Here is a 13,156-nt window from a genome sequence, read left to right on the forward strand (position 1 = left end):
TTCGCCACTTAGGTACGACGGTTTACCCACACGCTCTCCGCCTAGGGAGACGGGCCCGAGGGGTCCACTACGAGACCCCTAGGAGTAGGCGTGTTGGACACGTCCCCCGCTGGCATTCCGGCTAGCTTCCTGGCCCGGCCGGTCGCCGAGGCCGTAGCCGTCAGCTACGTACGGCAGTCGTCGGCCAAGACCAACAAGACCGAGGCATCCCCCCTCACACAGCGCGCAACCAACGAGACCCGTTCCACCGAACTCAACGCGCGATTCGTCCGGCACTACCAGGACATCGGCGTTTCTGGGTGGGACCCGGACGCGCACCGCGAAGGCTTTGAGGAAATGCTCACGGCTGCCCGCGCTGGAGCGTTCAACGTCCTCATCGTCTACGACGTAAGCCGGTTCTCTCGGCGCGAATTGCGGGACGCTGGCCCGGTCGTGTTCGAACTTCACCGGCTCGGAATCACGATCGTCAGCGTCAGCGAAGGCGTATTCCCGCCTAACGACACGATGACGCTGATCTACCTGCTTATGCGGCTCGATGCCGTCAATAAGGAGTCGGCCGTCAAGTCGCAGAAAGTCCGCGACGTAAAGGCAGCGCAGCGCGCTAAGGGTTCGTGGCTCGGGGGACAGACCCCGTACGGTCTTGACGGCGAGAAGTACGCCGAAGGCAAGCTCGATCTTATGCGTCTCGTCCACAACAAGGCCGAGGCTGCAAACCTCCGTCGAATCGGCGCGCTGATCCTCAAGCACATGCACGACCCGGTCACCCGAAAGCCCGGCCAGCGGAACCCCGGCACCCTTTCCGCGCTGTGCGACGACATGAACGCCAAGCGAATCAAGACGCGCGGGCAGCGCAAGGGCAAAGAGTCCAAGAATTCCGTTTGGCAGGTCAAGACCCTGAAATGGATTCTGCTCAACCCCGCCATTGCGGGAATCCGAGCCGAACCGATCTACAAGGTTCGCGAGAACGGCACCAGGACCAACACCCTGATCGGGTACCGGATCATCCGGGATGAGGACGGACGACCGGAGATGATCTGTGAGCCGATCATTCCCCCGGCGCAATGGTTCGTCATCCGGGAATGGCTCTTGGGGCGGGGCCAGGGTGAAGGCGTGACGCGGGGAACGACGCTTCTAAGCGGGCTCCGCAGCGCGCCCGGTACGCCCGTCCTCACGTGCGAATGCGGACGGCCCGGAAAGGCGCAGAACAGCGGACCAAAGCCGGTATACCTCTGCACTCGGGGGACGACCGTCCCGAGCAAGGCCGGTGAACACACGGGCCTGAACCGGGTCATGCAAAGCCACCTTGATGACTACGTGGCCCGGCGCATCTTCGCTCTGATCGCCAGCGTGGAAAGCGGAGCGGCCAGCGCCGACGAGCTGGAAACCGTGGCCGAGGCAACGCGGATTTTCTCGCGGTCCATCGAACGACCCGAGACAGCCGCTGAGCGAACCGAGGTGGTAACCGAGCGAGCCGACGCAAACAACGCGCTGAGCGACCTTTACGACGACCTAGACGCCGGTCTCTACGAGGGGAAGATGGGGCGCGACCGGTTCAAGGTAAAGAAAGCGCGGATTGAGGCTCGACTCAGGGCGGCGGACACCCGCCTAGAGGAACTGGCCGACCCGGAAACCACCGAACTCCCGCTGTCTGTTTGGTTGGACTGGGGCGAGGACGGCGACCCGTTGGGCAAGGGCTCATGGTGGGCGACTGCGGAACTGGCCGACCGGCGCAAGTTCGTTGAACTGTTCGCCCGGTGCATCACGGTCAAGGCGACCGACAACCCGCACGCTGGCCGAGTGCGCGGCGGGTACGACGTGAGCGAGCGAATCGAGATCGAGTTTGTACGGCCCTCGGACGAGAACGACGAGACGGAGGACTGAAACGGCCTGTAGGGCACGCTGAGAGGCTTTCAGGGGCTCGGTGGGGTAACTCCCGCCGGGCCCCTCTCTCATGCCCGCAGACGGCCGCACAGGGACCCGGGCAGAAACGGCCGGCTGGCGTATCTGACGGTCCATCAGAAACGGTCTGTTGGGTCGCTTTACAGGCACCCTCTCTGGACGTTGAAACCGCCATGGAGAGACAGCGAGGAGGTAGCGCGGTGCCCATCACGAACACGCTCGACCTGGAAACGCTCAGTGCGCGAATGGATAAGTGGGCGGCTGAGCCACGAACCAAGCGGGGCCGACTCGTCCGCGTGTTCCGCGCGAACCTCGGTAACTCGCCGGACCTACAGGCGGCCCGGCTCGCGCTGCTGATCGGATACGCCGAAAAGGTCGCCTAGACACTTCCCCTCCCTTCGGAGTAACCCCCGTCTCTCGCTGGCGGGGGTTGTCTCTGGCCCACTTTCGCGGACTTACGCGGAATCACCTCTTAACCGCTGTCTCTTACGCGGACTTACGCGGAACCACCATCCCCCTTTAGCGGACTTGAGAGGAATCACGACATGACTGCACCGACTTACGACGGACTTACGCGGAACCGACCGACCATGAAGCGGAGTTACGACGCAATACGCGGAGCAATCCAGCGGGCCGAGTCGCTGGCATACGACGCAATGCCGACCGGCCACCCGACAGCGCATGAGGTACACGCGGCACTCGTGGAAGCGTTGGACCTAGTGAACCTGGTTCTGTTCCCGGCCGGTGGCTGCGCTGGCCCCGAATGCACAAAGCCCGTGCCAGACAAGGGAATGGGCCGCCCGGCCCTCTACTGCTCGCGCCGCTGCAAGGACCGCGCTGCATACCGCGCACGTAAGGAACGGGTACAGCGGGAGGGCTGATCCGGTCTCTCTATTTCTTCTTAGTTTTCTATATCTGTTACGTAATGAAGAGTGTATGTACCTAGTTCCTTGTCCAAGTAAGAGAAACCAGTGTCGGAGAAGGAACTAGGTACAGCAGCAGCACTCTTCGTAACACCGCGAGGAGCAACAACGAATGCTGACTTTCTGTCTATCCTGCGAGGTCTGCGGCGCTGCGCTGTCCGGCCGTCAGACCGCCGTCTGTTCCAACGCTTGCCGACAGGCCCGCAAGCGAATGCGCAAGCTAACCAACGCTGAGCATGAGGCGCTGCTATGGGGCCGTGACTGCGCCTACCCCAAGTGCCGGGAGGCTTTCGACCCTCGTACGCTCACGCAGCGGTACTGCGATGAGAACTGCGCTGCGGCCCATAAGCAGGATATCGAGGATGCCCGCTGGGAGGCGGTGTGTGAACTCGACGGCTGCGACATAAACGCCGGTTGGGACGGTGCCGGACGACCCCGCCAGTATTGCTCTCCCGCCCATAAGCAAAAGGCGTACCGGCTCCGTAAGGCCGCTGAAGGCGCGTCTGAGGGCCGCTAAGCGGTTGGACCGTACCGAGTGCCAACGAGGCGGAGATAGGCGCTCAGAGGGGCGTCTGCGCCTTTCACGGACCCCCAGCCGGCCGTCACGGCTCGGTAACGATCTCGGCGGGTGGTCGTATTCCGAGCACCTTTCCGCCGTTGCGCTTTACGAAAACCCTCTCTGGCTAGTGAGGGTGTTACCTCTCGTCTCTGGGAACTTCTGCGTTCTCCTTTCGGTGGTGTGTGTGGCCGGTCCCCTCTCCTGGGCCGGTCCATCCATCGGCACACCTAAACGTTTAGGTGTGGTAGACGACCCCTCACGCTGCGGCTGTCACCCGCAATCCCTGTAAATCTTCGGCGAGTCGTAGTCACGCGCGCATAGTCGGCGTACTCCTCCCCGATGGGCCCCCTTGCCCGCTGTGGTCTGTGACAGAGACCCGGTGAGTAAGGGGGCCTTTTTGTATATCTGAAAGGACATTCCATGACCACATGGAATGGGGCCGAGGTAAGCGGCGGCGGCTCCGACTACTCCGACCATTACGCGGAAAAGGCAGCAGCGCGCGAGGCAGAGCGGCGAGAGGTCGAGGAGTATCGGCAGGCTCTCGCTGACTCCCGTGAATGGGAAACCGAGTATCAGGCAAATCTCAAGTACCAGCGGGAAAACCCGCGCCCGCATGTCCCAGACGCGGACGATCCCGAGTTCTATGCACGTATCGCGGAAGACCTGAACTGGGCCGCGAGTCGTGAGAAATACGTAACGCGCGCCGAGGGTGAGGAACTAGCGGCCCGCATTTTCCGCCGACGATAACCACACCACCCGAGAGGAAACCCCGATGGAACTCGCAAGCAATGAACTACGAAAGGCGCTCTCTTACTCTGACGCGTCCAAGACGCGGATTTCTAAGCTAGAGCAGGTAGTTCACAACGCTACGCCTCCGCATGACATTTGGACTGCGGAGCTACAGATACTCGGTACCGATCCTTGGCACTGCGACCTAGCCCCGGTCGTGGCCGCTGAGCGTTGGGAAAAGGTGAAGGAGCTAAACGACCTCTGCTACGTATTGGAGGAGCGCTGGCCCGAGCTGGAAAGCGAAGCTGAGGACACCCGAAAGAACGCTACAAAGGCGCACGCCGAGGCGGTGCGTAGGGGCGTTAAGGCTCCCTCTACGGCTGCTGAGACCCTAGAGGCATACGCGCGCCTAGAGGGTTGCTCCATGGCGCTTAGCGAGGCTGTGACCGATCTCAAGCGTGCCCGTGCCGCATATGAGGCACTGCTAAATGATCGCGCCTTCCTCAATAAGTACCGTAAGGCTGTTATCGCTGAATTCAATGCACAGCGGAAGCGTGCCGCCGATGCATTCGCCGCTGCGGCCGGTGCCATTGGCGAAACTCGTCGCCGCTACAACACGCTTCACTCGCTGACCATGGGCGGGCTGCTTGATATTCCCGAGGACGCGCGGGGTTACCTAGTCCTGAGTGGAAAGGGATGGGGGCAGGCTGATCTATCGTCCGCCCTGGATGTGATTTCCCGGCAGGTGGGGGAAACCGACCCATTCCTTTCGGGTGAGTTCCTGACTGCGCCCATGGAGGACGTCAACGCGACGGCGATTGAGACGGCCGAGAGGGTCAAGGGCGAGCTTGATAAGCGTCGGCAGAACCATTACTCGAAGGACGGGATTGTCAGTACGCGGATGATTTGATTTCTTGCTGGGTGGGGTCGGTCAGGCATTTGCCATCGGCCCCGCTCGCTGGCTTGGTGATGCTTTCTCGCGCTGCGAATCGTCTCCAATCGCACGGAACGTAACGGCCAGCTGGGGCCACGGAAAGTGACCACCCCCCTGGGGGATACCCCAAAAACGATCCCTTTCCGGACCGCATGCGTATAGCACCCCGGATTCTCCGTCCGGAGCACCAGAACCAGTTAACCCACTGTGACCAGCGCAGATACCAAATCCCCGGAAGGGGGCACGATGAGTAACCAGAAGATCAGCGCGGAATTCCGCCGGGCCGTGGTCGAGGAGTTCGACCTAGAGGCATACGAGGTGACCACCCTTGACCGGGTCTGCGCTGTGCTCGATCAGATCGAGGGACTAGAGCGGGACGTGAAGGATCGCGGCGTAATCGTCCGGGGAATTCGGGGCGGCCTGTACCCGAATCCCTCGCTAAAGGAACTGCGCGCGGCCGAGGCATCTTTCCTTTCGCTGGTGCGCTCCCTCGGACTCAGCGATACCGACAGCGGGAGCGGCAAGGGGTCTGCGTCCGCTGCTGCCCGCGCAATGAATCGGGCACGTTGGGGGGTGCGTGGTGGCAAGGCGGCGTAAGGCTGCACCGGTCGCTGATACCGGGCCAACTGATTTCGAGATTGAGTGTGCGCGCCGTTGGGTTGGCGCTGACTATCCGGACCTGTTTGCCGACTACATCAGGCCCTTTCCGGATCCCGAAATGGAGGCTAGGGCAATGCTGATCGCCCGCAAGTTGCATGAAATGGCCGAGGCGTTTTGACCACACCTAAACGTTAAGGGGTGCTCAAGGGGAAATATGAAGAACGTAAAGACTCTCAGTGTCCGTCACACGGATAGTTCCCGCGCGAACCTCGCTGTCATACAGCAGCTATCCGGTTGTGAGACAGCGAGCGAGGCTGTCATACAAGCGCTCGACCTCTACGCCGACTATCTGAAATTCCCGCCCGGAACTGTCATGCGTGCGACCGGAAACACGCGACGCGCTGAGGTTCCGAGTGTTTGAGATCCCGATATGTATTCGTCTCGGTTGCGCGAATCCGCGTCAACCCCGGAGCGGTAGGCAGTCATTCAAGCCATGGTGCAGCACTCATTGCCGCAAGTGGCACCGCGCCTATACCGCATTCAGCGAGGGCGGCGCCGCGTACGGACGGAATACCGAAACAGACGCCGCGCTGTTCTCTGAAATCCTCGCGCGGCTGAACGACCCTCGGACCCTGCCCGTGCTCGATGAGCTTTTCGACGTGTACGGCCGGGCGTGACGCCGATGAAACCGACCCGCGTAGTCCTCGGTCCGAATGGTTGGGAGCCGTCCGACGAACCGGCCCCGCCCGGCAAGGTGGCGTGGCGCTTCCCTCGCTCCCGCGCTGTCCGGCAACCGGCCCCGCCCCGACTCATGCCCGGCCGACCCGCACGCCGCGAGGGACGGCCCCGGAACTGCGGCTCCCGATGACCACACCTAAACGTCAAGGTGTGCTTAGCCCCCGATGACTGGCCCCGCTGCGGGTTGGTCGTCGGGGGCTTCTGCGTTCCTGGTGACACCTTCGAAAGAAAGGCGGGAAGTCTGGCCGGCTGCGGGGTGGCGGGTAGGGTCTGCCCAGTGATCCCAAGGATTTTCGGGACCATGGATTCCTAGGCCGCAGCGTCGAGAACGGCCCGCACTTCGGGTACGTCGGCGTACTCAGCGAGTCGAGCCAGCACCACCCGGACCCGCTCCGCTGTCCTCTCGCTGGCTACGTCGGCTGACAGTGAGAGCACCCGTTCGGCAGTCGCCGCCGCTTCCTCGGGTTCGTTCGCGTCGGCGTAGGCCACGGCGAGCCACGACAGGTACAGCGCCATTTCCCGCGTGTGGGTCGCGTCGTACCGGCCGAGCACATCGCGCAGCAGGGGAACGGCGCGGAGAGGGCGGCGCAGCTCGGTGAAGACGCGGGATTCCATGACCTGGAGTTCGCCAGCGTCCACCCAGTACAGGTAGGCCGGTGACTCGGCTCCCTCGCTGTCCTCGGTCAGTGCCTCGCTGGCTTCACCGAGGGCCCGCATTGCGTGCTGTGCGTTCTCGGTTCCCCCGGCTTTCGTGTGTGCCCAAGCCACCCGATCGAGGTACAGCGCACGGGCCTTTGGGGGAGCGTCCGGCCCGGCTCCGTCGAGTGCTGCGCGGGCAAGGTCCAGCCCCTCAACTGGCCTGCCAGTGTTACTAAGTTGGTAGGCCAGCGATCCGGCCAGGTTTCCGGCTAGCGTCCGGTCCTCTGCCTGTGTCGCTGCGCTGAGACCGAGCCGGTAGATGCGCTCTGCTTCCTCGTGCTGTCCGGCGTCGCTGGCAATCCATCCGGCGATCTGTGCCAACTCCCCGATCTGCACGAGTAACTGACGGCCCGTCAGGTCGGCGTAGCTGTTCTCTCGGTACATTCGAACAGCTTTTCGAAGCTCTCGCAGCGCGGGCCGCATGAGGTCCCCACCGGCTAGGAAGTCGTCCGCCAGCCGTAGGCCGTGCACCCGCTGTTGCAGGTCGCCCACCTGGCCCATGCCGAGGCGGCCCCCTGTATGGCCCCTCAGAGGCTCTAGCGGGTCGTCCTCGGGGAGGAAGTCCGCCAGCGTCGGCAAAGGCGGTTCAGCGGGCGTCTGTGGCGTGTGGAGTGCATCCGGGGACACCCCGAGGGCGGCAGCGAGGAAGGGCAACCATTCACGCGGCGTGCGCTTCCCGATCTCCCATCGGCTGATCTCCTGACGGCCGACCGGCTCGCCCTGGACGCCAGCGACCCGGCAGACCTCCCGCGCTAGTCGCGCTTGGCTCCACCCGAGGCGTTCGCGCTCTCGTCTGATGTTGGCCCCAACGCTGTTCCCCATAGGCCAAGTCTGGCCGACAGGTGGCCTACACGTGGCCGCTAGTGCGGACATTGGCTCGGGGCGACGATCTTCCGGACCGAGACGAGGGGACGGCGGACGATGGCGAGCCAGACCGAACCGGGCACGGAAACGAAATCGGAGTACCTGACCTACGCCCCGAAGGGTGAGAAGTGCTCGAACTGTGACAGCCCGATTGGCGGTCTGGAGCGGGTACACCGGGACATCGTGGCTCGGGTCGGCGCTCCGCCCGCTGTGGTCTACCGGCACGCTTCCGGAGGGTGCCCGAGATGATCACGAGTCGGGACGTGGGAAAGCTGGTTGAGGACAGCGCGGGACGCGTCGGAATTCTTCGTGATGTGATCAAGGATTACGAGGACCCGGCCGCCCTTCCCTGGGAGCGCCGGAAGCGTCCCACGGCTTTCATTTGGCCCGAGTGCGGGGGCCGCGAATGGCTGGTCCCGCCGGACAAAGTGAAGCGCGTCTAGTCTCGCCTCTCCCGCTGTTCCTCTCGAATTCCAGCGGAAAGGCAGTGCTCGTGAATTTCGACCCGGAAGACAAGTCCGGCGACGGCCGCCAGGGTGGAGACCAGTTCCCGCCCCCGCCCGCCGCGTAGAAGACTCCCGCCCGCATCGGGTGGGTATCCATGCAAGTCCTACAACGGAGGTACGACATGCGCGCTTGGTGGCTGACTATGGCCGACGGCAACCCGCAGGACGACAGCGACAGCGGGAACAAGCACGGGGGCGGCGGCTCCGACGAGGGCGGCAACACGAACGACGGCCAGGGCCCGGCGGACGGTAAGTGAGTCCGTGCCGATGATCGACCGCGAAGAGGGGGCGGGTCCTTCGGGGCTCGCCTCTGCGCTCATGAAAAAGGGAGCGCTCAAAAGCGACTGGTTGCCCGCATTCAATGCGGTGCCCCGGCATCTGTTCCTGCCTGACATGATCTGGCCCGGCCGAGCCGGTATGAATCGGCAGGATGACCGCGTGATCCGCAGCGAGGAACCCGACGTTTGGTGGTCGGCGGTTTACCGCGATGCGCCGATCACGACGCAATGGGATGACGGCGCGTACACCGGGCCCGGAAAGGGCAAGGTCCCGTCCAGCTCGAATTCCATGCCGACCATGGTTTTCTCGATGCTCGACGCGCTGAACGTCGGGCCGGGACACAAGGTGTTGGAGATCGGCACCGGCACCGGCTGGAATGCGGCGCTGCTCTCCCACCGGGTCGGTGCTGAGAACGTCGTCACGGTGGAAGTGGACGAGGCCAGCGCGAGAGATGCGCGGGGCCGTCTGAAAGCGGCTGGATTCGAGCCGCTTACCGTCGTCGGGGACGGGGCCGAGGGATACGCCGACGGGGGCCCGTATCACCGCGTAATCGCCACGTGCTCAATCGGCAGCGTGCCCCGGCAGTGGATCGCGCAGACAAAGCCGGGCGGGCTCATCGTCGCGCCGTGGGGACCGACGTACGGCGGGGAAGCTGTGGCCCGTCTCGCTGTGGCCGAGGACGGAACGGCTACCGGATGGTTCCTCGGGTCGTCTGCGTTCATGCGGCTACGCGCCCAGCGCACGGAGCGGACGCACGTCCGGGAATACCTCAAGGGCCGGAAGTGGCCAGCGGACGGACGGCAAAGCATGACCAGCATTTCCCCGGAATCGGTGGGGGACTGGCCGGTCATGTTCGCAATCGGGGTGCAGGTTCCCGGCGCATTCCCGTGGGCCGAGAACTACGGCGACGGCTCGTACACGCTGTGGCTCCGGGATACGGAAGTCACGTCGTGGGCAACCGTGGATTTCGTGCCCGGCCGCGAGGAATTCGAGGTCTACCAGTCCGGCCCGCGCGATCTCTGGAATGAGGTGGTGACGGCTTACCTCTGGTGGGACGAACAGGGACGGCCGGGGTTCGAGCGGTTCGGCCTCACCGTGGACGACGGCGGCGAGCGGGTGTGGCTCGACCGGCCAGACAACCCCGTGCCCGTTACCGGGGGTCCCTGACAGTCCGCTGCGGCCCGCTGGTGGCCCCGTCTGTGCGCTTCCCCCATGGCGCATGGGCGGGGCCTTTACGCTGGCCGGTATGGCGGAAGAGACCCGGTTGGCGATGGTCCGGCGGGCACGGAAGATCAACCGTGCTCTTGCCGAGGTGTACCCCTATGCGCACTGCGAGCTAGACCACGTGAACGCGTGGCAACTGTTGGTGGCAACGGTGCTCAGCGCTCAGACGACAGACCTGCGTGTGAACCAAGTGACCCCGGCGCTGTTCGCCAAGTACCCGCGTCCGGCTGATCTGGCCGGGGCCGACCCGGCAGACGTTGAGGAGCTGATCCGGCCCACGGGGTTCTTCCGTGCCAAGACTCGGAGCATCACCGGGATTGCCGCTGCTGTGATGGCCGACCATGACGGCATGGTGCCGCGCACCCTCGCTGAGCTGGTGAAACTTCCCGGGGTCGGCAGAAAGACGGCGTTCGTCGTGACCGGCAACGCGTGCGCCTGCGAGGCAAGCCGGGCGGGTGATCCTGACCATGGTGCTAATGTGACGGACCCCTTCGGCGTCCCCGGGATCACCGTCGACACCCACTTCGGCCGGCTGGTCCGCCGCTGGAAGCTGACCGAGCAGGAGGACCCGGAGAAGGTCGAGGCGGAGATCTGCGCGATCTTTCCGAAGAGCGAGTGGACGATGCTCTCGCACCGCGTCGTCTTCCACGGCCGCCGCGTCTGCCATGCGCGCAAGCCCGCGTGCGGCGCCTGCGCGATCGCCCCGCTGTGCCCGGCGTACGGGGAGGGCGAGACCGACCCGGAGAAGGCGAAGAAGCTGCTCAAGTACGAGATGGGCGGATACCCGGGCCAGCGCCTGAACCCGCCGCCGGACTACCCGGGCCGGCCGGCCCCGCCGCTCGGCGGCTCGGGCCCTGCCGCAGATTGAGGCGGGTCCGGGGCGGCCGCCCCGGCACGGCGCCGGCAGCGGCGAAGCGGCCGTAGGAACGAATCGGTATCCGGACCGCGTTTGGCGGTGTGGGAGAACACGGACAGGGGTGCCTATGACGCGCGGTACACGGGACGAGGCCACAGCGGCCCGCGAAGGCAGCGGCCTGGCCGTCACCACCGACGGGCTGCCCACCTGGCTCGATCCCGTCGCGGCGGCCGCCCGCACCGTCGAGCCGCGGCAGCTCAGCCGCTTCCTGCCGCCCGAGGACGGCCGCGGCCGCCAGTCCGCCGTGCTCATCCTCTTCGGCGAGGGCCCCCGCGGCCCCGAGCTGCTGCTCATGGAGCGCTCCGGCAGCCTCCGCTCGCATGCCGGCCAGCCCTCCTTCCCCGGCGGCGCCCTCGACCCCGAGGACGGCGACCCGCGGACCAGCGGCCCGCTGCGCGCCGCGCTGCGGGAGGCCGAGGAGGAGACAGGGCTGGACCCCGCGGGTGTCCAGCTCTTCGGGGTGCTGCCCCGCCTCTACATTCCCGTGAGCGAGTTCGTCGTGACCCCGGTCCTCGGCTGGTGGCGTGAGCCGAGCCCGGTCGGCGCCGTCGACCCGGCCGAGACGGCCCGCGTCTTCACGGTTCCGGTGGCCGATCTCACGGATCCCGCGCACCGTGTCACGGTCGTCCACCCCGGCGGCTACCACGGCCCCGCCTTCACGGTCGAATCGGCCCTGGTCTGGGGTTTCACCGCCGGGGTGATCGACCGGATCCTGCACTTCGCGGGCTGGGAGCGCCCCTGGGACCGCTCGCGCCAGGTCCCGCTCGACTGGCGCGCATGAGACGGTGGCTCACGTGAACGTGCTGGACATCCTGTTGTTGCTCGCTGCCGTGTGGTTCGCGATCGTCGGCTACCGCCAGGGGTTCGTCGTCGGCATCCTGTCGGTGATCGGCTTCCTCGGCGGCGGTCTCATCGCCGTTTCCCTGCTTCCGCTGGTCTGGGACCGGGTGACCGACGACGGCACCCAGGTGTCCACCACGGTCGTGGTCCTCGCCGTGGTCGTGATCATCGTCTGCGCCTCGATCGGCCAGGCCTTCACCACCCATCTCGGCAGCAGGCTCCGGCGCCACATCACCTGGTCTCCGGCGCGCGCGCTCGACGCGACCGGCGGAGCCCTGGTCAATGTGGTCGCGATGCTGCTGGTGGCGTGGCTGATCGGTTCGGCGCTCGCCGGGACCTCGCTTCCCACGCTGGGCAAGGAGGTCCGCAACTCCAAGGTGCTCCTCGGCGTGTCGCGGGTGCTGCCCGACCAGGCGAACACCTGGTTCTCGGACTTCAGTTCGACTCTGGCGCGCAACGGCTTCCCCCAGGTGTTCAGCCCGTTCTCCAACGAGCCCATCACCGAGGTCAGGGCGCCCGACCCGGGGCTCGTCGACAGCCCCGTCGCCGAGCAGGCCAAGCGCTCGATCGTGAAGGTCGTCGGCACCGCGCCCAGTTGCAGCAAGGTGCTGGAGGGCACCGGCTTCGTCTTCGCGCCCGGCAAGGTGATGACCAACGCGCACGTCGTCGGCGGGGTCGGCGAGCCGACCGTGCAGGTCGGCGGCGAGGGCAAGCTGTATGACGGCAAGGTCGTGCTCTATGACTGGGAGCGCGACATCGCCGTCCTCGACGTGCCCAAGCTGAAAGCCCCGCCGCTGGAGTTCTCCGACAAGGACGCGGTGAGCGGCAGCGACGCGATCGTCGCCGGATTCCCGGAGAACGGCGCGTACGACGTCCGCGCGGCCCGTGTCCGCGGCCGGATCAACGCCAACGGTCCCGACATCTACCACCGGGGTACGGTCCGCCGCGACGTCTACTCGCTGTACGCGACGGTCCGCCAGGGCAACTCCGGCGGCCCGCTGCTGACGCCCGACGGCAAGGTGTACGGGGTCGTCTTCGCGAAGTCGCTGGACGACCCGAACACCGGTTACGCGCTGACGGCGGACGAGATCCGCGACGACATCCGGATCGGCAAGACCGCCGATCGCCGGGTCGAAAGCCAGGGCTGCGCCCTCTGAGCCGTACGGGCACGGCGGCCCGTACGACCCGTGGGGGCGGCTCTACGTCCGCGGGTGGCGCAGGCGCGCCGAGACCCAGCGGGCCCGGCGGCGCAGGATGCGTGGAATCCCGAGCCGGAGGTCGCGGCCGTGCCGGCCCGGCCTCTCCTGGGTGCCCGGCGTCACTGCCGAGCGGCGTTCGTGTGCGGTGTCACCGTAGTCGTGCGTCCAGCTCATACTCCGAGCTGTGCCCGTGGCCCAAGGTCGGTAACCCCGTCCGGGGCGGCCAATTGGCGTATGCGCCGGGCAA

At 65.6% G+C, this 13,156-nt stretch carries 12 protein-coding genes; 10 read left to right on the forward strand and 2 right to left on the reverse strand.

Going from position 1 to position 13,156, the window contains the following annotated elements; all coding sequences use genetic code 11:
• Nucleotides 1-90: 90 nt before the first annotated feature.
• The 5 genes from ABZX75_RS11505 to ABZX75_RS11525 all read left to right on the forward strand — a co-directional run bounded on the left by ABZX75_RS11505 (nt 91) and on the right by ABZX75_RS11525 (nt 5,641).
• Nucleotides 91-1,881 carry a recombinase family protein gene (locus ABZX75_RS11505; RefSeq protein ID WP_355409951.1) on the forward strand — a complete coding sequence of 597 codons (1,791 nt, stop codon included), beginning with the start codon at nt 91-93 and terminating at the stop codon, nt 1,879-1,881.
• Nucleotides 1,882-2,099: 218 nt separating this feature from the next.
• Complete coding sequence (locus ABZX75_RS11510; RefSeq protein ID WP_355409952.1) at nt 2,100-2,282, forward strand: hypothetical protein; 183 nt, start codon at nt 2,100-2,102, stop codon at nt 2,280-2,282.
• 1,519 nt (nt 2,283-3,801) lie between these two features.
• A complete protein-coding gene (locus tag ABZX75_RS11515) occupies nt 3,802-4,128 on the forward strand; it encodes a hypothetical protein (RefSeq protein WP_355409953.1) in 327 nt (108 codons plus the stop codon).
• 25 nt (nt 4,129-4,153) lie between these two features.
• The gene (locus ABZX75_RS11520; protein ID WP_355409954.1) at nt 4,154-5,020 is read left to right on the forward strand and encodes a hypothetical protein; all 867 of its coding nucleotides are present in this window, start codon (nt 4,154-4,156) and stop codon (nt 5,018-5,020) included.
• A gap of 270 nt (nt 5,021-5,290) precedes the next feature.
• On the forward strand, nt 5,291-5,641 hold the full coding sequence (locus ABZX75_RS11525) for a P27 family phage terminase small subunit (protein WP_355409955.1): 351 nt from the start codon (nt 5,291-5,293) through the stop codon (nt 5,639-5,641).
• 1,050 nt (nt 5,642-6,691) lie between these two features.
• On the opposite strand, the gene ABZX75_RS11530 is transcribed toward ABZX75_RS11525, so the two are convergent.
• Entirely contained in the window at nt 6,692-7,903 is a 1,212-nt protein-coding gene (locus ABZX75_RS11530) for a helix-turn-helix transcriptional regulator (protein ID WP_355409956.1), read from the reverse strand.
• 670 nt (nt 7,904-8,573) lie between these two features.
• Between ABZX75_RS11530 and ABZX75_RS11535 the strand changes: the two genes are divergently transcribed.
• The 5 genes from ABZX75_RS11535 (at nt 8,574) to ABZX75_RS11555 (ending at nt 12,867) form a co-directional block, all read left to right on the forward strand.
• On the forward strand, nt 8,574-8,708 hold the full coding sequence (locus ABZX75_RS11535) for a hypothetical protein (protein ID WP_301184494.1): 135 nt from the start codon (nt 8,574-8,576) through the stop codon (nt 8,706-8,708).
• A gap of 10 nt (nt 8,709-8,718) precedes the next feature.
• Entirely contained in the window at nt 8,719-9,897 is a 1,179-nt protein-coding gene (locus tag ABZX75_RS11540; RefSeq protein WP_355410124.1) for a methyltransferase domain-containing protein, read from the forward strand.
• Nucleotides 9,898-9,949: 52 nt separating this feature from the next.
• A complete protein-coding gene (gene nth, locus ABZX75_RS11545) occupies nt 9,950-10,822 on the forward strand; it encodes an endonuclease III (protein ID WP_355409957.1) in 873 nt (290 codons plus the stop codon).
• 115 nt (nt 10,823-10,937) lie between these two features.
• Nucleotides 10,938-11,651 (forward strand): CoA pyrophosphatase, encoded by a 714-nt coding sequence (locus tag ABZX75_RS11550; RefSeq protein WP_355409958.1) that lies wholly within the window; start codon nt 10,938-10,940, stop codon nt 11,649-11,651.
• Between the two features lie 13 nt (nt 11,652-11,664).
• Complete coding sequence (locus ABZX75_RS11555; RefSeq protein ID WP_355409959.1) at nt 11,665-12,867, forward strand: MarP family serine protease; 1,203 nt, start codon at nt 11,665-11,667, stop codon at nt 12,865-12,867.
• Between the two features lie 42 nt (nt 12,868-12,909).
• On the opposite strand, the gene ABZX75_RS11560 is transcribed toward ABZX75_RS11555, so the two are convergent.
• The gene (locus ABZX75_RS11560; protein ID WP_355409960.1) at nt 12,910-13,083 is read right to left on the reverse strand and encodes a hypothetical protein; all 174 of its coding nucleotides are present in this window, start codon (nt 13,081-13,083) and stop codon (nt 12,910-12,912) included.
• Nucleotides 13,084-13,156 lie beyond the last annotated feature (73 nt).

Source organism: Streptomyces sp. NPDC003038, from assembly GCF_040611115.1.
Lineage (GTDB): Bacteria > Actinomycetota > Actinomycetes > Streptomycetales > Streptomycetaceae > Streptomyces.

Bases quoted from the DNA above. Each gene is read 5' to 3' on its own strand.
- ABZX75_RS11515 (WP_355409953.1), top strand. From the start codon at position 3,802: ATGACCACATGGAATGGGGCCGAGGTAAGCGGCGGCGGCTCCGACTAC.
- ABZX75_RS11550 (WP_355409958.1), top strand. From the start codon at position 10,938: ATGACGCGCGGTACACGGGACGAGGCCACAGCGGCCCGCGAAGGCAGC.
- ABZX75_RS11540 (WP_355410124.1), top strand. From the start codon at position 8,719: ATGATCGACCGCGAAGAGGGGGCGGGTCCTTCGGGGCTCGCCTCTGCG.
- ABZX75_RS11530 (WP_355409956.1), bottom strand. From the start codon at position 7,903: ATGGGGAACAGCGTTGGGGCCAACATCAGACGAGAGCGCGAACGCCTC.
- ABZX75_RS11525 (WP_355409955.1), top strand. From the start codon at position 5,291: ATGAGTAACCAGAAGATCAGCGCGGAATTCCGCCGGGCCGTGGTCGAG.
- nth (WP_355409957.1), top strand. From the start codon at position 9,950: ATGGGCGGGGCCTTTACGCTGGCCGGTATGGCGGAAGAGACCCGGTTG.
- ABZX75_RS11560 (WP_355409960.1), bottom strand. From the start codon at position 13,083: ATGAGCTGGACGCACGACTACGGTGACACCGCACACGAACGCCGCTCG.
- ABZX75_RS11520 (WP_355409954.1), top strand. From the start codon at position 4,154: ATGGAACTCGCAAGCAATGAACTACGAAAGGCGCTCTCTTACTCTGAC.
- ABZX75_RS11535 (WP_301184494.1), top strand. From the start codon at position 8,574: ATGCGCGCTTGGTGGCTGACTATGGCCGACGGCAACCCGCAGGACGAC.